A 22,864-nucleotide genomic window follows, 5' to 3' on the forward strand; every position below is an offset into this window, starting at 1 on the left:
CCTTGTCCACGTTTCCACCAACGGCGCGCGTGGTCCGCGCCGGCGAAGCACATCATGAAAAACGTCCTGAGTATTCAGTCGCACGTCGTCTTCGGCCATGCGGGCAACAGCGCCGCAGAGTTCCCGATGCGCCGCCTCGGCGTCAACGTGTGGCCGCTCAATACGGTGCAGTTCTCCAATCACACGCAATACGGCCACTGGACCGGCAGCGCGATCGACGCCGCGCAGATGGAAGACCTTGTGGAAGGCATCGGCGCGATCGGCGTGCTGCCACGCTGCGATGCGGTGCTATCGGGCTATCTGGGCGCGCCTGACCAGGGCAAGGCTGTCGTTGAAATCGTCCGCGCCGTGAAAGCCGCGAATCCAAACGCGTGGTACTTCTGCGATCCGGTGATGGGTTCAGCGCCGGGCGGTGCGGCGGGCGGCTGCAAGGTCGAACCGGGCATCCAGGAGTTTCTGGTGCGCACCATGCCGGAAGTCGCCGACGGCATGGCGCCCAATCACGTCGAATTGCAGCGGCTTGCCGGACGCGAAATCGAAACGGTCGAGGAAGCCGTCACCGCCTGCCGCGAAATAATCCGGCGTGGCCCGAAAATCATTCTTGTGAAGCATCTGCTCGACCGCAACACGCCTGCCGACCGCTTTAACATGCTCGTCGTGACTGAGCGCGAAGCGTGGATGGGACAGCGTCCGCTGTATCCGTTCGCGCGCCAGCCGGTCGGTGTCGGCGATCTGACGAGCGCGGTGTTCGTCGCGCGCACGCTGCTCGGCGATCCGGTGCGCTCGGCGTTCGAACATACGGTTGCAGCGGTCAATGCGGTCGTCAAGGCGACGTGGGAAGCGCATCGCTATGAACTCGAACTGGTCGCCGCGCAGGATGAAATTGCACATCCGCGTGACTGGTTCGATGCGTGGGTCGTGAACGATGCAGATTGAGCCCGCGCTGAACCGCACCGCGATGTGCATCCGGGCCCGTGCGGATGCACAGCCGCGCAACGTCCTATAATTCGTGCCCGGGGCGTTCGCCCCTATCCAGCGTATCGATCGTATCAAACGCACCATCCGCAACAAGGCAGAGAGGCACCGATGGACGGACACATCCGCAGCGAGCGGGAAGAGTATTTCGAGCAGTTGTGCATCAGCGTCGACGCTGACGAAGCCCACGAACAGGAAGCGATCGAGTACTTCGAGAACCAGTTCGACGAAGCCGGTTTCGATCCCGCGCAATGGCTCGACATTGCGCTCTACTATTCCCCCACTGTATCAAGCGGCATCATCGATCTCGTCACCGCCGACGACAAGGCGCGCAGCAATATCGCCGAAATCATCGCGGACAATCTCGACATCTCCTACGGCGAAGACGAATGCCAGCAATTCGCCGAGACGATCCAGTTCGCGATCGCGAACGGCGTGCCGGTCGATCTTGACGTGGTCCTCGACGGTTGCATGCGCGCAATCGACGATCTCGACACGTGGGCCGGGGAAGACGTCAAGGAACCGCTCATCCGCCTGCGCGAAGAACTGCTTCGCCTGCAAGGCGAGCATTGATATGCCGGCCGGCGCACGCGCGCCGGCTTCCGGCTGCCGGGGCCGCCGCCCCCGCCTGCGACTGCCAGACCTCTTGTCCCTGAGGTCATACCCTGGTCTCGCGCCTTCGCGGTCTGTGCTGAAATGCGCAGTCAAAGCGCCGCGAACTGCCAAGACGGGCTCAAATTGGCTTTCTATATTCGCGCCAGCTTGATCACTTCGATAAGGGTGGCCGCGACCCGCTTCTTCCGTTGCGTTCGCGCTGCCCGTACCGTCGGATTTCGTCCCTGAACCTTGTCGATGGAAGGAGAGAACATGAGTCTTCGCAAGACGATGCAACCCTTCGCCGTGCTGGTCGGCGCAGCACTGACGATCGCACCGCTGTCCAGCTTTGCGGACGATCTGCCGGTCAAGGTCGGCTTTGCCGCGCCCTTGACGGGCGTTAACGCCGGCTATGGGAAAGACCTGCAGAACGGCGTACGGCTCGCGATCGACGAGGCGAATACGCAGAAGATCAAGATCGGCGACAAGGTCGCGCATTTCGATCTCGTTTCCGAGGACGATCAGGCCGACCCGCGCATCGGCGTGCAGGCCGCGCAGAAGCTCGTGGACCAGGGCGTATCGGTGGTCGTCGGCCATTTCAACTCCGGCACGACGATCCCCGCTTCGCAGATCTATGAGCAGGCCGGCATTCCCGTGATCGACCCGGCCGCGACCAACCCGACCATCACGGGCCGCGGTTTCGCCAATACCTTCATGGTGATTTCCACCGATGCGCAGAACGCCGGCAACGCGGGCGTCTATGCAGTCGAAGTCACGAAGGCGAAGCGCATCGCGATCATCGACGACCGCACCGCGTTCGGTCAGGGCGAAGCGGACGAGTTCGAAAAAGCCGTGAAGGCAAAGGGTGGCACGATCGTTACGCGTGAATACACCGATAACAAGGCCGTGGATTTCAGCACGCAACTCACGAAAATCAAGTCGACGAACGCAGACCTGATTTTCTTCGGCGGTCTCGATACGCAGGCAGCGGGGCTTGCGAAGAAGATGAAGCAACTGGGCATGACGGCGCAGCTGGTTGGCGGCGGCGGGGTCCAGGATCCCGAGTTCGTCAAGCTCGCCGGCGATGCGGCCGAAGGCGTGATGGCCTGGGAATATGGCAGACCGCTGTCACAACTGCCGGGCGGCAAGGACTTTTCGCAGAAGTTCAAGACGCGCTTCGGCGTCGATATCCTGTCGTACTCGCCGTTCGGTTATGACGCGGCGTGGGCGGCGATCAAGGCCATGCAGACAGCGAAGTCGACGACGCCTGACGTATACCGCCCGGCGCTGAAGGGCATCAGCTTCGAAGGCATCACGGGACCGATCGCGTTCGATAGCACCGGCGCGCTCAAGAACGCTTCTTCGACGCTGTATCAGGTCAAGAGCGGTACGTGGGTGCCGATTGTGACCAAGAGCGGGATTTAAGTCAGGCCTCATGGTTCTCACGCTGTCTCGCGTTTTCCGCGAGACAGCGTGACCGCATCTCATCCGCCCGTTGCCTTCACAATGACCTGTGAAAACGCGTCGCGTTCGATCCTGATCAGCGCAGCACGCGCCGCAGCAAACTCTTCCGGCGAACACATCTGATGTAGAAACGCGGCGTGCAGTTGCCGCGTGATCTGCAACGTCCGTGAGACTGGATCGTATACATAGTGCGAGGCGTAATCGAACGATGCGTCGTGCACCGCCGTGTCACGCGGGATGTCGGTCACGCGCACGCTGGCGGGCAGCGTGATCTGCGCCGTCTCGTCGAAGTCTCCACCGATACATACATACGGTTGCGTGCGCACCGGTTCCGCAAGCCATGCGAGCACCTGCGTCGCGATGCCGCCAGAGAGGCTCGTCAGTGCCGGCAGCGCGGTGGTTCCATCTGGCCATGCGAAATGCTCGACGGTGCCCTGAATCGTGCTCGTGAACGGTCCTTGCGTCGCGCTGAGATCGCCCGTGCGCACCTGCGCCGTGCCATGCAGACCGGTCTGACGCAAGCGCTCGGCGGCGATCTGTTGTGCCCGCGCGCGCGTCGAGCGGCGGAACATATTCCGCTCGGGTTCCGCCGTCGAGCCGGAATCTTCGACACGATATGTGTACGCCGCGTTTCCGTCTGTGCCGACGTCGAACTGCAGCCGCGCGCTGCGCGCGCGAGGCTGCACGGCCGGCGTGCGCGATAGCACGCCCTCGTTCACCAGCAGCACCGGTCGATCCATTACGCCCGGCGGCAGATAGCCAAAGGCGGTTCCGCCCGCCGAGGCGTCAGCGTAGAGTGCAAGGTCGGGCATCCAGAGAATGGCGTGATTGATCGCGCTGGCGCCGTATCCTGGCACCGACGGCAACGTGTAGATCGGCCCGAGATTCAGCAGTACCGCCTCACTTCGGATGCCGACCGCAGCGAGCAGCGCGCCATACAGCGCGACATAATCCTTGCAGTCGCCGTAGCGGTTGCGCAGGATGTCGGTCGCGCGGTGCGGCACAGCCGCTGTTTCGCCCAGAAAGAGCGCGACGTAGCGCACATTGAAACGCATCCAGTCGTAAAGCAGTTGCGCTTTCGTGCGCGAGTCGTCTGTCTGCGCGGTGAGCGAGCGCGCAAGCTCCACGATTGCAGGATCGTTCACGGTGGGGTCTAGCGCGGGTGAACGATAACGCTCTGCAAACGCAGCGTAATCCTGCGTTGTGGAAATCATCAGCCGGTCGCCCCACGTCACATAGCCCACTGCCCCACTCTCGGTCGGCACATACGGACCGTGACGATATTCGAACGTGTAGCGGGTGCGGCCGTTTTCCGTCACCGGGTCGAGCGCAACGTAGCCGCGCGCGTCCGCATGAAGCGGCACGTCGGACGGCAGATCGAAGATCAGCTGCTGGAACTCGACAGGTTCACGCGTCGGCTCCACAAAATACGAAAAAGTCCCTGCCTGAAGGGGTTTCGTGCGTTTTTTGCCAAACACGAGATGCACGCGCGCGCCCGGTTCGACGCCCGGAAAAATGACGGTTCGCAATACGCCGTCCTGGAACGTCGGTGCGCCAGCCGAGCGCGGTTCCTGCACATCGCGAATGCCTTCCGGTCCTACCGGACGCGCTACGCCGTCGCGCCCGATCGTCTCCGCTGTCAGCAACTGGATCTGCTCGATGTCCCTGTTGAACCACACGTAACGCTGCGCGATATCGTCGACGCCGCTCGTCGTATTGGCACGCAGGATCGAGTCGTCGCGTTCCTCGATTGAGCCGTCCTTCTGCACGATAAACAGATGAACGTCACTTTCGAGCGTCGAAGGTGGAATGTCCTTGATGTTCGCAGAGTCTTCCGCATGCGCGGCAGAAAGCGCACAGCAAAAGATCAGACAAGCTGCGACTGCCCGCCTCGGCAACGCGCCACGGCTGCTCATACGCGTTGCACGCCGGCTCGATACGCGCGCGGATTCGCGCCGAACTCCGTGCGAAAAGCGTGGTTAAAATTCGACACGTCGTTGAAGCCGCAATCGAGCGCGATGTCGACGATCTTCGCTGCATCGTCAGCAAGACGCAGCGCCGCCGCACGAAGACGTGCACGCAGCACGTACTGATGCGGTGTGACGCCGGTCACGCGCTGGAACGTACGAAGAAAGTGGAATTCGCTCATGTTCGCCGCGCGGGCAAGTTCGCCCAGCGTGTGCGTGGCGTGGGGCTCGCTGTCGATCATCCGCACGATCTGCGCGACACGCGACCATGCTGCTGCGGATGGCTGCACCGCGCTTCGCCTGCTTTCTGCCAGGACGTTCAGGGTCCTGGCCACAAGCTCAACGACGAATTCATCCCACGGCGTAGGCATTGCTCCGCCCGCGCCCGCGCATGCCCGGGCGACCAGCGGCGAGAGCGCGCGCAGCGGCGGCACGCGTACACGGCGGAATGCGCGTTCGCTGCGGCGCACACCCGCGTCGGCAGCGAGCTGCTCAAAATAAGCGGGTGCATAACTGACCGACAGGCATCGGTCACCCGCGCCATGCCGATGGCCGCATTCGAAGCATTCGCCTGCATTGCCGAGCAGCAGCGAACCGGGCGTCAACAACTCGCGGCCAGCATCCGCGCGATAACCGAACGATCCGGCGACGACCATCGCGATACACACGCCCTCATGCCGCTCTTCGAATGGGCGGTCCTGCGGGCCGAATGTGCACAGCATGTCGCGGATTTCCCAGCCATCGCCGGTCGCCAGCGTGCGTGGGACCGTCTGGCCGCGCACGCCTTCTAGCGCGCGCTGCATCAGCGCCTCTTCCAGTTCTGCGGCAATTTTCCCCAAGATTTCACCTCGTCCCGGTCGGTATTCTTGTTTTATCACATCGGCAGCAAACGCGGTTTTGCTGCGCGTGACCCGATCGACACCCGATCGACGTTAGGGATGGAATACCGGAGAACGAATGATGAACGTTACCGAAGCGCACCTGAAACAGGGCTTTTCCCCGGCACTGGTTGCCGATGGCCGCGCAGCAGAAATCACCGGATCCGATGACGCCTACGGCTGGCTGGTCGGGAGCTGGGAACTGGACGTGCTCCACTATCGCGTCGACATGAGCGCACGGCGGATGACGGGCGAAGTGCATTTCGCCTGGGTACTCGAAGGCCGTGCGGTGCAGGATGTCTGGATCATGCCGCGACGCAGCCAGCGCATACCGGCACCCGGCGCCGACAACAACATGTACGGCACGACCCTGCGCATCTGGGATGCTGCGCTGCGTGCGTGGCGTGTCACGTATTTCAATCCCGTCACCGGCCAGCGCAACGAACTGACTGGCCGGCGCGTGGGTCGCGATATCGTCCAGATCGGCACGCATGCGGACGGCACGCCGATCCGCTGGAATTTCACCGATATCACGGACGATTCGTTCCGCTGGACCGGCGTCGCGCTGGAACCGGATGGTGTGACGTGGCGGCTCGAGGCGGCGTTTCTCGGCCGCCGTATGCGCTGATCGTTCAGCGACGGGTTTCCTCGATCGCGCGCAACAACGAGAGTGCGATGCCCCGCGCCGCCTGCCGCACTTCATCGAGCGATGGAAATGACGGCGCGATGCGCAGGTGCCGATCATCCGGATCGACGCCGTATGGGTAGGCCGCGCCTGCCGGCGTGAGCACAAGGCCGGCATCGGCCGCGAGCTCGACGGTACGCTTCGCGAGGCCACGCGGTGCGTACAGGCTGATGAAGTAGCCACCTTCGGGCTCATTCCACGACACCTCCGGCACGTTCCCAAGCAGTTCGCCGAAGAGGGTTGCGACCGCATCGAACTTCGGCTTCAGCAATGCGCGGTGCCGCACCATCAAACGCGTGAGCCCGGCACGGTCACGCAGAAAACGCACATGACGCAACTGATTCAGCTTGTCCGGCCCGATCGTACGCACGGATACGTGCTTCTGCCACCACGCGATATTCCGCTGCGATGACGCGAGAAATGCAACTGAAGCGCCCGCGAGCGTCACCTTCGACAGCGACGCGAACACCAGCGCGCGATCCGGATGACCGGCCTGCGAGCAGGCCTCGATCAGGTTCGGCGTCGCGTGATGTGTGTCGGTCAGATGATGGAAGCGGTACGCGTCGTCCCACATCACACGAAAATCCGCTGCTGCCGCGGGCATCGATGCAAGGCGCTGCGTGACTTCCGCCGACCAGAGCGTGCCCGTCGGGTTGCTATAAAGCGGCACGCACCAGATCCCCTTGATCGACGCATCGTCACGCACCTGTGCTTCGACGAAATCCATATCGGGGCCGTCGTCGTTGAACGGCACGGTAATCATGCGAATGCCGAGCGCCTCGCAGATCGCGAAGTGGCGGTCATAACCTGGTGCCGGGCAAAGAAATGAAACACCGTTCTGTTTGCACCACGCGTCTCCATCCGGCATGCCATGCAACATCGCGAAGGCCAGCGCATCGTGCATCAGTTCGAGACTGGAGTTGCCGCCCGCGACGACCTGCGCAGCCGGCACGTCCAGCAGTTCCGCGCCGAACTCGCGCGCCTCGGGCAAGCCCAGACCGTGTCCGTAGTTACGGCAATCGATGCCGTCACGCGATAAAAATCCCACCGTGCCCGCTTCATCGAGCAATGCGCGCGACAGATCCAGTTGCTCAGGCGCTGGTTTGCCGCGCGACATGTCGAGGCGCATTCCCAGTTTTTTGAAGTCGTCGTAAGTCATCGGCATGACGTCGGTCTCCGGCCGCGCAGCGGCACGTGGTTGAAGTGTCGCCAGTATGCCGACCACCCTGCGTTCAGACAAACGCGTTATATTGAACGTTTCGATCAGATTTTCTGATACCGATGAAAGCACTCGATCTCGATGTTCTCTCGATGGTAGTCGCGATCGCCGACGCCGGCAGCTTCGTGCGCGGTGCGGTGCTCGTGCATCGCTCGCAGTCGGCTTTGAGCATGCAGATCCGTTCGCTTGAAGAAGCGCTTGGCAAGCCGCTCTTCGTACGTGGCCCACGCAACGTCACGCCGACGCAGGACGGCCTCGTGCTGATCGCGTACGCGCGTCAGATGCTCGCATTGCGCGACGAAGCGTGGGCTTCAATGGTTCATCCCGAGGTGAAGGGCCGCGTATCGATCGGCGTGCCGGATGACTATGCTGCGTCGCTGCTGCCTGCGGTGCTGCGGAAATTTTCGGCTACGTATCCGAAGGTCGAGATTCAGGTGATGGGTCTGCCGAGCAGCGCGCTCGCGCCACTGGTACGCGACAACAAGATCGATCTTGCGTGCATGACGCGTGTGAAAGGCCTGAACGGCGATTTCATCCGCTTCGAGCCGATGGTGTGGGCAGGCGCCGCGAGTGGACGCGAGATCTGGAAGGAACGGCCGTTGCCGATTGCGGTATTTGGTGTGGGCAGCGTGGCGCGCGCCAATGCGATCCACGCATTGCAGCGCGCGAAAATCGCCTATCGCACGTCGTATGAAAGTCCGAGTCTGATGGGGCTTTTCAGCATGGTCGAAGCCGGCCTTGCGGTCGCACCGCTTGCGCGCTGCGCGGTGCCGCAGCATCTCGTGCAGCTAGGGCGACTGCACGGCTTGCCGAAGCTGCCCGACCTCGAAATCGTGCTGGCGCGCAGCGCACGTTCGAACAGACCGCCCTGCGACTTTCTCGCTGGGCAGATTCTGACTGAACTGCACAGGTAGCACCCAGCCCGGCGTTTATTCACCCCCTTCGCCCAGCAGCGCCAGCAATTCCTGCAGTTTTTCGACATGCCGCAGCAACAGATGCCGATGCTTCTCGATCTGTTCGAGCCGCCCTGCGAGATCGGCATGCACGTGGCCATCGATATCGGTCGCGGCCAGTACGTCTTCCACTTTCGCGCGGACAGCGGCCAGTTCAATGGGCGGATGGCTCAGGTAACGCTCGAAACGCCGTACGTCCTGCATCGCCAGATCACGCACCTTGCGAAAATGCGCCTGGCGACGATGCACTTCCGCGTCGAGCGCTTCCTCTTCGACGCGTTTCGAAGGCGCCGGTTGCCCGAAGATCGGTTCGGGTGGACGCAGCACCGACTTCTTGCGTACCGGATGCGCGGTGCCGCGAAAGCGCGCGAGCGGCGATTCGTTGTCGATCGCCGAGCGCGCGCCGGCAGGAATATCGCCTGCCGCGTGCGGCGAATCCATCCAGCCGGATGGCAGGCCAGTCACGGCTTCGACACCGCGCACGAATTCCTCGCTGAATTCGCGCTGGCCGGCCAGCATCAGTTTCAGATAGCTCGCGGAAAAGGTCATCATCCGCGCGAGACGCGACGCTGCGCCCACTTCGCGGGTCAACAGAACCAGGTTGGCCCGCCAGACCGTGAGCTGAGCTTCGTCAGAATCTTCCATCGCCGGGTCATCCATCTTTTCTCCCCCGATGTCGTCGTCACGCCACCGCGCGGCCAGTGCCGCGCGCGTCATCTTCCTGAAGGGTAGTCGCTTCGCCGTGCTGCGCGCAACCCGCGTGCGGGCGGGCGTTGCACTTATGCATTGCATCCCGACCCGGGACGCATGACGTTTTCTGTTGACCCATGCGATGGGACTGCGTTCCTTGCGCGTGAAAATGAAGCCTCGAGGAACCGCGCGAACGCGCACGAGGCCTGACAGCGCCAGGCGTAGATGCCTGGCGCGTTATATGCTTGATTTTTGACTGTAGCGCGCGCTCAGGTCGCGGCCAGCACACGCGCCAATGCGGCTTTCATCAGCGTTTCAAGCAGGGGTTCGACCTTTGCGGCAAGTGCTTCGTCATACGAATACGGCATCTCTTCCTGCATGTACGTGATCTGCGTCAGTTCAAGCTGGATCGCGTGCACACCCTTCTCGGGCTGCCCGTAGTGACGGGTAATGTAGCCGCCCTTGAACCGCCCGTTAGCAATGCCTGTATAGCCCCCGTGCTTCCCGACGATGGCAGCCAGTTCATCCGCCAGCCCCGGTGCCGCACTTGCGCCGTTCGACGTGCCAAAGTTGAAATCCGGCAGACGTCCCTCAAAAAAACGCGGCACGTGCGAGCGGATCGAGTGCGCCTCCCACAACAGCACCTTGCCGTGTTTTGCCTTGAGCGCCGCGAGTTCGCTCACGATGGTGTCGTGATACGGTTTCCAGTAGGCATCGCGACGACGTGCGATTTCGGCCTCGTCTGGAAGGTGACCGTCGCGATATAACGGCTCCTTGTCGAACGTATCGACAGGCAACAGTCCTGTCGTGTCCTGGCCCGGATACAGGTTGGCGCCATCGGGCGGACGGTTCAGGTCGATCACATAGCGCGCGTAAGCCGGCATCAGGATCGATGCGCCAAGGCGCTTCGCGAATGCATACAGACGGTCGAGATGCCAGTCGCAATCGTCGGTGCGCGCGGCGACCGGCGTCATCGTCGCGGCGATGTCGTCGGGGATGCGCGTGCCGACGTGCGGAATCGAGATCAGTAGCGGCAGGCTTCCCTGATGCAGCGAGAAAACCGGCGTGGAGTTCGATGCAGTCATGTCAGTCCAGGGTCAGTTCGGTTCTGGGCCGTATTCGGGTTCGTTGTTCGGGTCCGTGAACCGGCCCTGCGATTCGCGGATCATTTCAGCAGTTCAGCGAGCGCAATACGGTACTGCGAATATGCGCGCTCCTCGTCACGATGCCTGCGGTTGTCGACGACTTTTTCGCCGCCTGCATACACATCGAGAATCGGCGTTTCGCCATGTTCACAGAATACGACACCTGAGAGCCATGCGTCAGGCGCGTGCTCCGCGACGCTCGAATGGTCGGCATCGAGCACGAGCCAGTCCGCACGGTGGCCGGTCTGCAACGCGCCGACCGCGCGACCGGTTGCGCGCGCACCGCCATCGAGTGACGCGGCAAAGAGACGATCGGCCACATGCGTAGCATCCGCCGACGCCAGCACGTTGCGCTGGCGCCGCGACAGACGCTGCCCGTATTCGAGCAGCCGCAATTCCGAACGCCAGTCGACGCCAATGTGGCTATCCGATCCGATGCCGAAGCGCCCGCCTGCTTCAAGGTATTCCTGCGCGGGGAAAATGCCATCGCCAAGATTGGCTTCGGTCGTGAGGCACAAGCCGGCGACCGCACCGCTCTTCGCAAGTGCCGCGGTTTCCGCAGCATCGACGTGCGTCGCATGCACGAGGCACCAGCGTGCGTCGACGTCGAAGCGGTCGAGGAGCCACTGCACCGGCCGCGCCCCTTCGGTTTCGAGGCACGCGTCGACTTCGGCGGTTTGCTCTGCGATATGGATATGCACCGGCGCGCCCGGCAGCATCGTATCGAGGCCGCTGATCAATGCGCGCAACGAATCCCCGGATACCGCGCGCAGCGAATGCGGCGCGACGCCATAACGCAACGATGCGTCTTCGGCACGCGCGGTCCGCAAGCGGCCGAGCAGATCGAGCAGGCTCTCGGGCGTGTTGATGAAGCGCTGCTGGTCGTCACGCGGCGCGCGTGCACCGAAGCCGCTGTACTGATACAACACCGGCAGCATCGTCATGCCGATGCCGCTCGCTTTCGCCGCATCGACGACGCGTTCGGCCAGTTCAGCGGTGTTCGCGTAGCGGCTGCCATCAGGCGCGTGATGCACGTAGTGAAATTCGCACACGGACGTGTAGCCCGCTTTCAGCATTTCGATGTACAGCCACTGCGCGATTGCAGCGAGCCCATCAGGCGAGATGCGCGCGGCGAAACGGTACATCAGGTCGCGCCAGCTCCAGAAGGTATCGGTGGCGTTGGCGCGGTATTCCGTGAGACCCGCCATCGCGCGCTGGAACGCGTGTGAATGGAGATTCGGCATGCCGGGCACAACGGGCCCTGCGGCACGGGCAACACCGGGCGTCGCCGCGGTGCTGTCGGGCGCCACTGTGGTCAAGGTGCCTTCGGCGTTCCATTCGAGCAGCACGTTGCGACGCCAGCCGCCTGGCAGATACGCGTGTTCGGCGAACAGCGATTGACTGGATTGTGTCATCTTCGAACCTTGTGAGGGATGCTTGCGCTCTGCAACGTCAGGCGCTGCGTCGTGTGTAGACCGTCTCGCCCGCGCGCACGACACGCGCGCACAAGGGACGGCCGATCCAGTACGCGAGTTCCGCGAGCGTATCGACGGACCACACTGCGAAATCCGCCGGACGTCCCACCGTCAATATGCCATGTCGCTCTGCCTTGCCCAGCGCACGCGCTGCATGAGTCGTCACGCCTTGCAGTACTTCCGGTACGGTCATGCGGAAAAGCGTCGTCGCCATATTCATCATCAGCAGCAGCGAGGTGGCGGGCGATGTGCCGGGATTACTGTCGGTGGAAATCGCGATCGGCACCTCGTAACGGCGCAGCAGATCGATCGGCGGCAGTTGCGTCTCGCGGATGAAGTAGTACGCGCCCGGCAACAGCACGGCGACCGTGCCGGACGCCTTCATCGCGGCAACGCCCGCTTCGTCGAGAAACTCCAGGTGATCGGCGGAGAGCGCGCGATGCCGCGAGGCAAGCGCCGTACCACCACTGTTTGACAGCTGCTCAGCGTGCATTTTCACTGGCAGCTTGCGACGCTCCGCCGCCTCGAACACGCGCTCGCTTTGCGCAAGCGAAAAGCCGATGCGCTCGCAGAACACGTCGACTGCATCGACGAGGCCTTCGTCGGCGAGCGCCGGCAGCATGCGTTCGCAGACTTCGGTGATGTACTCGTCGGCACGGCCGGCAAATTCCGGCGGCAACGCGTGCGCGCCGAGAAACGTCGTGTAGACCGATACCGGATAACGCTCGCCAAGACGTCGCGCGACGCGCAGCATCTTGCGCTCACTGGCCAGATCGAGGCCATAGCCGGATTTGATTTCGACGGCTGTGACGCCTTCAGCCAGCAGCGGTTCGAGACGCGCGGCCGATTGCTGGAACAGCGCGTCTTCGTCGGCGGCGCGCGTTGCGCGTACCGTCGAGACGATGCCGCCGCCCTGCTTCGCGATCTCTTCGTAGCTCACGCCCGCAAGCCGCTGCGCGAATTCGTCAGCACGCTGTCCGCCATACACGAGATGCGTGTGGCAATCGACAAGGCCCGGCGTCACCCACGCGCCGCCCAGGTCTTCGCGCGGCCAGGATTCGTATTCTTTCGGGAGTTCATGCGACGCGCCAAGCCAGGCGATCTGGCCGTCGCGCACGGCGATCGCCGCGTCGTCGAGGGTCTGATTCGGATCGCCCTGCGCGCAGAGCTTCAGGTGATGCCAGACGGTTTGCTTCATCGCTTGCTCATTGCAATGTAAATGCGAAAAAAACGCGGCCCCGATATATCGAGGCGCGTCCGTCATGTGTAGCGAATGCCGATCGCGAGCACGGCGCCCGCGTTTGCAGCTTTCGCTGCGCAGCGCAACCCTCGTGGGGCGTCGATGCGCAACGTGTCGTTGTCCGCGAGATGAACCGGGGCGTTCTGATCCAGCGTGATTTCAACCGGCCCCGCCGCGCAGAACAGCAACACGACGTCCGCCGTCAACGAGTGCTCTGTTTCGCCGCGCCAGACCTCGACGTCGCCTGCGGCGGCCCCACGACGCACCATCAGGTTGAAGTCGCGTGTCGCGCCGTCGACGAGCCGCGCGTCGATCGACGCTTCACCCTTGAAGTGTGCGATGTCGAGCGGCTGCGTCAACGCATGCGTGTGACCTTCGGCGTCGTCGAGCAGCATGCCCGCGCCCGACAGCAGCACAAGCGTCCGGTCGACGCCCGCAAAGCGCGAGAACGGGCCGGGCTGCGCCACGTCGGCGACACTCACGCGCCAGAGGAAGGTATCGAGCGCGGCGCCTTCGGGGCGCCCCGAAGGAAGCCCCCTTGGGGGGCGCCCCGAAGGAAGTCCCCTTTGGAGGGGAAACGCCGCGACTTCACGCGTGACGCCGCCGCCGTTCTTCCACGGCGACGCCACGAGTTCGACGCCACGAATCAGCGTCGCGTTGACTGCATCGGCCATCGATCAGCGGCCCAGCATCGGCAGATTGAGACCGGCCTCGCGCGCCGTTTCCTGCGCGAGTTCGTAGCCGGCATCCGCATGACGCATGACGCCCGTCGCCGGATCGTTGAACAGCACACGGCCAAGACGCTTCGACGCTTCGTCCGTGCCGTCGGCGACGATCACGACGCCCGAGTGCTGGCTGAAACCCATGCCGACGCCGCCACCGTGATGCAGCGAGACCCACGATGCGCCGCCTGCCGTGTTCAGCAGTGCGTTGAGCAACGGCCAGTCGCTGACAGCATCCGAGCCGTCCTTCATCGATTCCGTTTCGCGATTTGGACTTGCGACCGAACCCGTATCGAGGTGATCGCGACCGATCACGATCGGTGCTTTCAGCTCACCGTTCCTGACCATTTCGTTGAACGCCTGACCCAGACGATAACGATCCTTCACGCCAACCCAGCAGATCCGCGCCGGCAGGCCCTGGAACGCGATACGTTCGCGCGCCATGTCGAGCCAGTTGTGCAGATGCGGATCGTCCGGAATCAGTTCCTTGACCTTCGCATCGGTCTTGTAGATATCTTCCGGATCGCCCGACAGCGCGACCCAGCGGAACGGCCCCTTGCCTTCGCAGAACAACGGACGGATATACGCCGGCACGAAGCCCGGGAAATCGAACGCGTTCTCGACGCCCATTTCCAGCGCCATCTGGCGGATGTTATTGCCGTAATCGAGCGTGGCGGCGCCACGTTCCTGCAGCGTGAGCATGGCCTGCACCTGCTTCGCCATCGATTGCTTGGCGGGAAGCACGATGCTGTCCGGCACCGTCTTCTGACGCTCACGCCAGTCTTCGACGTTCCAGCCCTGCGGCAGGTAGCCGTGGATCGGATCGTGCGCGCTGGTCTGGTCGGTCACGCAGTCCGGTGTAATGCCGCGCGTCACGCATTCCGCGAACACGTCGGCCGCATTGCCGAGCAGGCCGATCGACACCGGCTTGCCGGCCTTCTTCGCCTCGTCGAGCATGGCGAGCGCTTCGTCGAGCGTCGCTGCCTTTTTGTCGACGTAGCGCGTCTTCAGACGGAAGTCGATACGCGTCTCATCGCATTCGACGGCGATCATCGAGAAGCCTGCCATCGTCGCGGCCAGCGGCTGCGCGCCGCCCATGCCACCGAGGCCACCCGTCAGGATCCAGCGGCCCGACGGATCGCCGTTGAAATGCTGGTTCGCCACCGAAAAGAACGTTTCGTACGTGCCCTGCACGATGCCCTGGCTACCGATGTAGATCCAGCTACCGGCCGTCATCTGGCCGTACATCATCAGGCCCTTGCGGTCGAGTTCGTGGAAGTGTTCCCACGTCGCCCAGTGCGGCACGAGGTTCGAGTTCGCGAGCAGCACGCGCGGCGCATCAGCATGCGTGCGGAACACGCCGACCGGCTTGCCCGATTGAATCAGCAGCGTTTCGTCTTCGTTCAGGTCCTTGAGCGACGTGAGGATCTGGTCGAAGCAATCCCAGTTACGCGCGGCGCGCCCGATACCACCGTACACCACGAGCGCGTGCGGATGCTCGGCGACTTCCGGATCCAGATTGTTCTGGATCATGCGGTACGCGGCTTCCGCGATCCACGTCTTGCAGGTCTTTTCGCTGCCGCGCGGCGCGCGGATCGTGCGGGTCGGGTCGAGACGCGGATCGATATGTTTCGGGTTGTTCATGGTGGTGGCCCTCAAATGCCCAGAGAGAAAGTTCAGAAGTGTCCGGTGAAGCGATAACGGCTGCCGGGGTGCCATAAGTTGGCCACCGAAGCGACCAGGCCCTGCGACCACGTGCGTCGATGCAGCACGAGACAGGGCTCCATTTGATCCATCGTCAGGAGCGTGCGCGTATCGGCGTCGGCGGCGAGCGCCTCGATCCGGTACTCGACACGCTGTAGCGGCGCGACGCGTACGAGATACTGGTTCGGCGTCGTGCTGGTGAAATCCTGCAATGCGTATTCGGGCGCGACAGACGGATTGACCCAGCGCTCTTCGAGCTGCACCGGCTCATCGTTTTCGAAATGCAGCACGCGCGAATGAAAGAGCGGATTGCCTGCCTTGACCTGCATCTCTTCGGCAAGCATCTCGTCCGCAATCGTCGCACCGACGTTCAGCACGCTCGCGTGATAACGATGACCGCGTGCGACGATTTCGTCGGAGATGCTGCGGATCGCGACCAGCGTCGATTCGTACTTCGGCCGCGCGACGAACGTGCCCGAACCCTGCACGCGCGTCAGCACCTGCTCCGACGTGAGTTCGCGCAACGCGCGGTTCACCGTCATGCGTGCGACGTTGAATTCGCGCGCAAGTTCGTTTTCCGATGGGACCTGGTCGCCTTCAGCCCATTCGCCCGCGTGAATGCGGCCGAGGATGAAGTCCTTGATCCCCTGATAAGCCGGTGCGTTCATGTCGCGTCGGCTTTACTGTTCGGATGCGAACGAGAGCGGCGCGTGCGCTGCGATCGTGCCGTTCTGCACGAGGCGCGTAATCGCCACGATGTCCGGCGAGAAGTAGTGATCCAGCTCGTAATGCGCGACTTCGCTGCGCACGGTCTGCATCACACGTTGCAGGCTCGGGCTCGTCTTGTGCGGTGCGCGCAGGTCGATACCCTGCGCAGCAGCGAGCAGTTCGATCGACAGGATGTTCGCCGTGTTCTCCGCCATGTCGGCGAGCTTGCGTGCGGCGAACGTGGCCATCGAAACGTGATCTTCCTGATTCGCGGACGTCGGCAGCGAATCGACCGAAGCCGGATGCGCCAGCGTCTTGTTTTCCGATGCCAGTGCAGCGGCTGTGACGTGCGCAATCATGAAGCCGGAGTTCACGCCGCCATCGCGGACGAGGAACGGCGGCAGACCCGACAGCGTCGCGTCGATCAGCAACGCGATGCGGCGCTCAGCCAGCGCGCCGATTTCGGCGACGGCGAGCGCGAGGTTGTCGGCGGCGAATGCGACCGGTTCAGCGTGGAAGTTACCGCCCGACAGCACTTCGCCCGTGTCCGGGAAAATCAGCGGGTTATCGGAGACGGCGTTCGCTTCGATCAGCAGCACGTCGGCAGCGTGGCGCATCTGGTCGAGACACGCGCCCATCACCTGCGGCTGGCAGCGCAGGCTATACGGATCCTGCACCTTGTCGCAATCGGCGTGCGAGACGTTGATTGCCGAGTCTTCCAGCAGCGAGCGATACGCCGCCGCTGCGTCGATCTGACCTTGATGGCCGCGCAATGCGTGAATGCGATGGTCGAACGGCTTGACCGAACCCATCGCCGCATCGACCGACAGCGCGCCGGACACGAGCGCCGTGCGGAACAGGTCTTCGATCGCGAACATGTTGTAGAGCGCGAGCGCGGTGGATGCCTGCGTGCCGTTCAGCAGCGCGAGGCCTTCCTTCGCCTGCAGCGTGAGCGGCTTCAGACCGGCGACGCGCAGGCCTTCGGTTGCCGCAGCGCGTTCGCCGCGGATGAACACTTCGCCGATGCCGAGCAGCACGCCCGACATATGCGCGAGCGGCGCGAGGTCGCCCGATGCGCCGACCGAGCCCTTCACCGGGATCACCGGCAGCACGTCGGCGTTGAAGAGCGTGATCAGCGCGTTCATCACTTCGCGGCGGATGCCCGAGTGACCGCGGCCGAGGCTCGACAGCTTCAGCGCGATCAGGAGACGCACGACCGGGCGCGACATCGGCTCGCCCACGCCGACCGCGTGCGACAGCACGAGGTTACGTTGCAGCAGTTCGAGCTGGTCGGCCGGAATGTGCGTGCTGGCGAGACGGCCGAAGCCGGTGTTGATGCCATACGCCGGCTCGCCCTTCGCGGCGATATCCGCGACGGCTTGCGCGCCGGCGTCGATGGCCGCGAAGCTGGCCGGGTCGAGTTCGAGCGTGACCTGCTCGCGGGCAATTTCGCGCAGTTGCGGAAGGGTGAGGCTGCCGGGCGTAAGAATCATGATGAAGAATCCTGTCTATACAATTGAGTTTGAAGTTTAGCGTCGCGTTCTTGTCTATACAACTTGTTTTTTAAAGATTGGGATTAGGGGTTTCCAGTAGAGGCGCACTGATACCCGATCTAGAGGCTCCCAATGTCACCGGCGAGTGCGCTGGCATCGGCCGGTTACCTCATGAGACGACACCATAACTTGTATATACACGCCAGAAACCTCTCCTCGCAACCGGACAAAAAGGTCTTCGGCGCGCGCTCACCTCGAAAAGACAGTGATTATTGACTTCACATCAACATTCATTTGATACCCACCCACTTTTTGAGAAAGTCACGCCGACGGATACTGAGCGCCTCTTATTGAATCAACCAGCAGGAGGACGTCATGAAAGTTTTTGTCACAGGCGCAGCCGGTTTTATCGGCGGATCCATTGCAGCGGGCCTCGTGCGCGCCGGACATCAGGTGACCGGCCTCGTACGCCGCCCCGAGCAGGCCGACGCGCTGAAGCGTCTCGGCGTCGAGCCCGTCATGGGCGATCTCGACGACCGCGCGTTGCTGATCGCGCAGGCGCAGGCCGCCGACGGCGTCATCAACGCAGCCAGTAGCGACCACCGCGGCGCCGTCGAAGCGCTGATCGAATGTCTCGCCGGCTCCGGCAAGCCGTTTCTGCATACGAGCGGATCGAGCATCGTCGGTGACGCGTCCGGCGGCGAAGGCACCGACGCCATCTATTACGAAGACCGTCTGCCCGAGCCGACCGCCGACAAGGCACCGCGCGTCGCGATCGACAACCTCGTGCTCGACGCCGCGAACAGGGGCATCCGCGCGAGCGTGCTGTGCAACACCCTGATCTATGGACATGGCGCCGTACCTGGCGCCGAAAGCGTGCAACTGCCGCGTCTCTTGCGTCAGGCGAAGAAAAGCGGCGTTGTGCGTCATGTGGGTAGCGGCGGCAACATCTGGTCGAACGTGCATATCGACGAAGTCGTCGAGCTCTATCGCCTCGCGCTGGAAAAGTCGCCGGCCGGCACGTTCTATTTCGTCGAAAGCGGCGAAGCGATGTTCCGCGACATGACGGCCGCCATCGCCGACGCGCTCAACATGGGCAAGCCGCAGGACTGGCCGCTCGAAGAAGCGAAACAGGAATGGGGCTACGAAATGGCGTCGTATGGACTCGGCTCGAACAGCCGCGTACGCGGCCAGCGCTCGCGCACGCTGCTGGGCTGGAAGCCGCAGCGCACGTCGGTGATCGACTGGATCCGTAAGGAGATGGTGAGACCGTCGTAAGCCGGATGCGGCGTGAAATGAAAGATGTCGTGACGTGTGTGCAACAACGCACATTCATGTAGCGGATCCGTAAGCTCGGCTCGATAGAATCGCGCCCAATAGATGGCGCATTGTGTTCGCCGGGCCCGGATCCCTGATGTTTCTCGCACTCAATTTCGACTGGCTGACCAACCTGCTCGCGATCCTTTTCGTCGTCGCGTGTCTTTATGACGTGCGCCACGACGAATACGGCACGCTGACGCTCTCAGCCGCCGCGATGGGTCTCATCGTGATGGCCATCGAATTCTTTCTCAAGCCCGCTTTCGAAATGTCGCTGTAAGAAGCGGCGCGGTGTAACGCGCCGCTTCTCCTTCTTCTCCCGCGTCTTCCCGGCGTCTTCCTGACCCGTCAGCGCACTCACTTCCCGCGCGACGTCTCCGGACAGCATGAGCCCGCTTCACGCACGGCCCGCCTTCTACTGCCGGCCGTCGTCTTCGTATCGATCGTGATGGCGCATCCAGTCCATCATGCTGCTCGTTTCGTTACGCCCCTTCGGCGCAATATCGAGGAGCGCGTATGCGCCCATCAGCGGCTCGTCACCGCGCGCATATCGCGAGAACGTGTGATAGACCGTGCCGTTCTCGTCCTTGTAGAACGCGCTCATGCCATGCATCTCGTCGCACTCGAAATCATGCGTGTCGAAGTTATAGAAGACCTTGCCGTCCCTGATCTGGTCTTCGGTGAACGACACGTGGTAGTCGAAATTGAAATCGCTATCCGCCGACGATACCCATCTGAACTGCCAGCCCATCCTCTTCCTGAACGCATCGAGTTTTGCGAGCGGTGCACGCGACACCGCGACAAACGACACATCGTGGTGCTCGATATGTTGTAGCGCACCGTCCACGTGATCCATGCCGAACGAGCAGCCGGGGCAGCCCTCTTCCCAGTCGGGCCCGAACATGAAGTGATAGACGAGCAGCTGGCTGCGTCCATCGAACAGATCTGCAAGTGTCTTGCGACCCTGCGACGTATCGAACGTATAGGTCTTCTCGACCTTCACCCACGGCAGCGCGAGCCGCTTGCGGTTCAGTTCATCGCGTGCGCGCGTATAGGCCTTTTCGTCTGTGAGATGCGCACGATGTGCGCCCACCCACTCTTCCCTTGAGACGATCGTGTGCGGTTCCATCTGCACTACCTCCATGTCAGGTCAGGCATACAGGCGTTCGAGGCAGTCGAGCGCGTCCGTCCAGCCGGACCGGTGATTGTCACGCGCGGCTTCGTCGAAGAACTGCTCGTGCGTGAGCGTGAGAACGGTTGCATCGCCATCGCGTCGCAGCGCAACCGTAACGAGCGATTCGCGTTCAGGCGTGCTGTGCCACGCCCATGTAAAGACCAGCCTTTCGCCGGGCACGACCTCGCGATACACACCGCTGACATCGTGCTTTTCGCCATCCGGCGCGTGCAAGATCACGCGGAACCGGCCACCCACGCGCACGTCCATTTCGGCGTGAACGACATCGTTGTCCGCGGGGTGCATCCACTTCGCTATTTGCGCCGGTTCCGTCCAGGCACCGTAGACTTTTTCGGGCGAGGCGTTGAGGCGACGCTGGAGCGTGAGACTGGGTCGGGTGGGCATGCGTCTTCCTCCACAAAGGCAGCAAGGCGATCGAGCTGTTCAGTCCAGAAGCGCTGATAGCGGGTGAGCCATTGCATCGCTTCCTCCATCGGCGCGGGCGCGAGCCGGCACGCAACGGTGCGTCCGGTTTTCGTCCGTGTGACGAGACCTGCCTCCGACAGCACGTCGAGGTGCTTCATCACCGCCGGTAGCGACATCTCGAACGGCTCTGCGAGTTCGCTCACCGACAGGTCGTGCTGACCGGAAAGACGCGCGAGCAGCGCGCGCCGTGTCGGGTCCGCAAGCGCGGAAAATGTGCGGTCCAGAGCCGCGTCCTGATACTTAACCATGAAGTTAAGAATAGGCGATCGACAGGGCATGTCAAGAGAAGTTGTCACGCACGCAAACAAAAGGCGCTTCACGGCGAAATGCCGTGAAGCGCCTTGCGTAGCGGGTTAAAACGTCGGGCGATCAGCCCTTCATGCGTGCATCAGATCGCCCAGCCGCCGAGATAGAACACGGCCAGCACGACCGCGATCGCCACCGTGCCGACGTTGAGCTTGCGGAATTCACCGCTCACGACGCGGCCGATCACCAGCGTGCAGAAACCGAGCATGATGCCAGTGACGATGTTCGCGGTCAGCACGATGAACACCGCGCACACGAGACCGGACATCGAGTCGATCATGTCTTTCATATCCAGCTTGCTGACGCTGCTTAACATGAGCAGGCCGACATACATCAGTGCGGGCGCGGTCGCATACGAAGGCACGAGGCCCGCGAGCGGAGAGAAGAACATCACGACGAGAAATGCGAGGCCCACCACTGCTGCGGCCAGACCCGTTTTCGCACCGGCCGCGACACCGACGGTCGATTCGATATACGCCGCCGCCGGCGCGCCGCCCATGAAACCGGAGAAGATCGAGCTGAGCGAATCCGCCGTCAACGCGCGACCGCCGTTGATGATGCGGCCATTCGCGTCGAGTTGACCGGCCTGCCCCGCGACGGCGCGAATCGTGCCGGTCGCATCGAACACGGCGGTCATCACGAGCGCGAGCACGCTAGGCAACACGGCGAGCGACAACGCGCCCTTGATATCCATCGAACCGATCAGCGAAGCATGGCCCGGTGCGGAAAGCGAAGGCACCGCAAAGACGCCATGAAACGCGACAGCCGGATCGATCATCAGCGCAATCGCGGAGATCGCAACGATCACGAGCAGGATCGAACCCGGCACGCGACGGCGCACGAGACCGAAGATCGCCGCAAGCCCCGCCACCGACATGATCACCGGCAACGACGTGATATGCCCCAGCTGCACGGGCAATCCCGGTCCCGGATTCTTCACGACGAGACCCACGTCGTTCGCCGCGATCAGCAGGAGGAAAAGGCCGATGCCGATCCCGGTGCCGTGCGCGATGCCCGACGGCAGATTGCGCAGGATCCACGAGCGCACGCCCGTCACCGAGATGCCGGTGAACACCAGACCCATCAGGAAGACCGCGCCGAGCGCGACAGTGGGTTGCAGGCCTTTACCGAGCACGAGGCCAAACGCGGTGAATGCGGTGAGCGAGATCGCGCAGCCGATGGCGATCGGCAGCTTTGCCCAGACGCCCATCAGCAGCGAGCCGAATGCAGTCGTCAGGCACACGGCGACGAACACCGCGCTCGTATCGAAGCCCGCCTTGCCGAACATGCCCGGCACGACGAACACGGAATAGACCATCGCGAGAAATGTCGTGATGCCCGCAATGATTTCCTGACGCTGTGTGCTGCCGCGCGAGGTGATTTCGAAGTAGCGGTCGAGAATGCCCTTTCCGTCGAAAGACTGGGCACCGACTTCGCCAATCGGCTGGGCCTGGGGTTCCATCATGGTAAGCGACTCCTTTATCAGCATGCTGAAACGGTCCGAACGCCGGCCGTCATCAGGTTTGTCTCGTTACGTTTTTGTGTGCCCGCTGGTGCGCCAGGGGCTTCGTTTGCAGGGTCGAACGCGCATCCGTTTTGCGGGCCTGTCACGCGGTCGAACCCTTGCTGACGATCTGTCTGCAACCGGCCATCCACGCGTGACGCTCTG

The 22,864-nt window shown here is 62.9% G+C and carries 22 protein-coding genes; 7 read left to right on the forward strand and 15 right to left on the reverse strand.

Annotation, left to right across the window (positions count from 1 at the left end):
* Positions 1–54 precede the first annotated feature (54 nt).
* From pdxY to P3T21_RS16920, 3 genes are all read left to right on the forward strand, one after another.
* Positions 55–936, forward strand: a complete 882-nt coding sequence (pdxY, locus tag P3T21_RS16910) for a pyridoxal kinase PdxY (RefSeq protein ID WP_429257073.1) — start codon at positions 55–57, stop codon at positions 934–936.
* A 150-nt stretch (positions 937–1,086) separates the two neighbouring features.
* Positions 1,087–1,548, forward strand: a complete 462-nt coding sequence (locus P3T21_RS16915; RefSeq protein ID WP_429257074.1) for a hypothetical protein — start codon at positions 1,087–1,089, stop codon at positions 1,546–1,548.
* Positions 1,549–1,842: 294 nt separating this feature from the next.
* Positions 1,843–2,994 (forward strand): branched-chain amino acid ABC transporter substrate-binding protein, encoded by a 1,152-nt coding sequence (locus P3T21_RS16920; protein ID WP_429257075.1) that lies wholly within the window; start codon positions 1,843–1,845, stop codon positions 2,992–2,994.
* Between the two features lie 59 nt (positions 2,995–3,053).
* On the opposite strand, the gene P3T21_RS16925 is transcribed toward P3T21_RS16920, so the two are convergent.
* Together P3T21_RS16925 and P3T21_RS16930 are read right to left on the reverse strand one after the other, a co-directional pair.
* Entirely contained in the window at positions 3,054–4,949 is a 1,896-nt protein-coding gene (locus tag P3T21_RS16925) for a DUF3857 domain-containing transglutaminase family protein (protein ID WP_429257076.1), read from the reverse strand.
* Positions 4,946–5,839, reverse strand: a complete 894-nt coding sequence (locus tag P3T21_RS16930) for a helix-turn-helix transcriptional regulator (RefSeq protein ID WP_429257077.1) — start codon at positions 5,837–5,839, stop codon at positions 4,946–4,948. The genes P3T21_RS16925 and P3T21_RS16930 overlap by 4 nt, the downstream gene beginning before the upstream one ends.
* A 118-nt stretch (positions 5,840–5,957) precedes the next feature.
* On the opposite strand from P3T21_RS16930, the gene P3T21_RS16935 reads away from it, so the two are divergent.
* Entirely contained in the window at positions 5,958–6,506 is a 549-nt protein-coding gene (locus P3T21_RS16935; protein WP_429257078.1) for a hypothetical protein, read from the forward strand.
* A 4-nt stretch (positions 6,507–6,510) separates the two neighbouring features.
* Here P3T21_RS16935 and P3T21_RS16940 read toward each other — a convergent pair whose 3' ends face one another.
* On the reverse strand, positions 6,511–7,776 hold the full coding sequence (locus P3T21_RS16940) for an aminotransferase class I/II-fold pyridoxal phosphate-dependent enzyme (RefSeq protein ID WP_429257224.1): 1,266 nt from the start codon (positions 7,774–7,776) through the stop codon (positions 6,511–6,513).
* Between the two features lie 68 nt (positions 7,777–7,844).
* Here P3T21_RS16940 and P3T21_RS16945 point away from each other — a divergent pair, with 68 nt between their 5' ends.
* The gene (locus tag P3T21_RS16945; RefSeq protein WP_429257079.1) at positions 7,845–8,696 is read left to right on the forward strand and encodes a LysR substrate-binding domain-containing protein; all 852 of its coding nucleotides are present in this window, start codon (positions 7,845–7,847) and stop codon (positions 8,694–8,696) included.
* A 15-nt stretch (positions 8,697–8,711) separates the two neighbouring features.
* Here P3T21_RS16945 and P3T21_RS16950 read toward each other — a convergent pair whose 3' ends face one another.
* The 8 genes from P3T21_RS16950 to hutH form a co-directional block, all read right to left on the reverse strand.
* Entirely contained in the window at positions 8,712–9,380 is a 669-nt protein-coding gene (locus P3T21_RS16950) for a hypothetical protein (RefSeq protein ID WP_429257225.1), read from the reverse strand.
* A 314-nt stretch (positions 9,381–9,694) separates the two neighbouring features.
* Positions 9,695–10,510: an N-formylglutamate deformylase gene (gene hutG, locus P3T21_RS16955; RefSeq protein WP_429257080.1), complete on the reverse strand. Its 816-nt coding sequence runs from the start codon at positions 10,508–10,510 to the stop codon at positions 9,695–9,697.
* An 80-nt stretch (positions 10,511–10,590) separates the two neighbouring features.
* Positions 10,591–11,985, reverse strand: a complete 1,395-nt coding sequence (locus P3T21_RS16960; RefSeq protein WP_429257081.1) for a formimidoylglutamate deiminase — start codon at positions 11,983–11,985, stop codon at positions 10,591–10,593.
* Between the two features lie 37 nt (positions 11,986–12,022).
* On the reverse strand, positions 12,023–13,243 hold the full coding sequence (gene hutI / locus P3T21_RS16965; protein ID WP_429257082.1) for an imidazolonepropionase: 1,221 nt from the start codon (positions 13,241–13,243) through the stop codon (positions 12,023–12,025).
* A 62-nt stretch (positions 13,244–13,305) separates the two neighbouring features.
* The gene (locus P3T21_RS16970) at positions 13,306–13,959 is read right to left on the reverse strand and encodes a HutD/Ves family protein (protein WP_429257083.1); all 654 of its coding nucleotides are present in this window, start codon (positions 13,957–13,959) and stop codon (positions 13,306–13,308) included.
* A gap of 3 nt (positions 13,960–13,962) precedes the next feature.
* A complete protein-coding gene (gene hutU / locus P3T21_RS16975) occupies positions 13,963–15,651 on the reverse strand; it encodes a urocanate hydratase (protein ID WP_429257084.1) in 1,689 nt (562 codons plus the stop codon).
* A gap of 32 nt (positions 15,652–15,683) precedes the next feature.
* A complete protein-coding gene (gene hutC, locus P3T21_RS16980; protein ID WP_429257085.1) occupies positions 15,684–16,379 on the reverse strand; it encodes a histidine utilization repressor in 696 nt (231 codons plus the stop codon).
* Between the two features lie 12 nt (positions 16,380–16,391).
* On the reverse strand, positions 16,392–17,912 hold the full coding sequence (gene hutH / locus P3T21_RS16985) for a histidine ammonia-lyase (RefSeq protein WP_429257086.1): 1,521 nt from the start codon (positions 17,910–17,912) through the stop codon (positions 16,392–16,394).
* Between the two features lie 375 nt (positions 17,913–18,287).
* Here hutH and P3T21_RS16990 point away from each other — a divergent pair, with 375 nt between their 5' ends.
* Together P3T21_RS16990 and P3T21_RS16995 are read left to right on the forward strand one after the other, a co-directional pair.
* The gene (locus tag P3T21_RS16990; RefSeq protein WP_429257087.1) at positions 18,288–19,190 is read left to right on the forward strand and encodes an NAD-dependent epimerase/dehydratase family protein; all 903 of its coding nucleotides are present in this window, start codon (positions 18,288–18,290) and stop codon (positions 19,188–19,190) included.
* Positions 19,191–19,326: 136 nt separating this feature from the next.
* Positions 19,327–19,509: a hypothetical protein gene (locus P3T21_RS16995; protein ID WP_429257088.1), complete on the forward strand. Its 183-nt coding sequence runs from the start codon at positions 19,327–19,329 to the stop codon at positions 19,507–19,509.
* A gap of 135 nt (positions 19,510–19,644) precedes the next feature.
* Here the strand turns inward: P3T21_RS16995 and P3T21_RS17000 are convergent, their stop codons facing one another.
* The 4 genes from P3T21_RS17000 to P3T21_RS17015 form a co-directional block, all read right to left on the reverse strand.
* On the reverse strand, positions 19,645–20,358 hold the full coding sequence (locus tag P3T21_RS17000; protein ID WP_429257089.1) for a DUF899 domain-containing protein: 714 nt from the start codon (positions 20,356–20,358) through the stop codon (positions 19,645–19,647).
* Positions 20,359–20,379: 21 nt separating this feature from the next.
* Complete coding sequence (locus tag P3T21_RS17005) at positions 20,380–20,709, reverse strand: SRPBCC family protein (protein WP_429257090.1); 330 nt, start codon at positions 20,707–20,709, stop codon at positions 20,380–20,382.
* A gap of 8 nt (positions 20,710–20,717) precedes the next feature.
* Positions 20,718–21,137 (reverse strand): ArsR/SmtB family transcription factor, encoded by a 420-nt coding sequence (locus P3T21_RS17010; RefSeq protein WP_429257091.1) that lies wholly within the window; start codon positions 21,135–21,137, stop codon positions 20,718–20,720.
* 140 nt (positions 21,138–21,277) lie between these two features.
* On the reverse strand, positions 21,278–22,660 hold the full coding sequence (locus tag P3T21_RS17015) for an NCS2 family permease (RefSeq protein WP_429257092.1): 1,383 nt from the start codon (positions 22,658–22,660) through the stop codon (positions 21,278–21,280).
* Between the last annotated feature and the right edge of the window lie 204 nt (positions 22,661–22,864).

It is taken from the genome of Paraburkholderia sp. GAS334 (genome assembly GCF_050436625.1).
Lineage (GTDB): Bacteria > Pseudomonadota > Gammaproteobacteria > Burkholderiales > Burkholderiaceae > Paraburkholderia.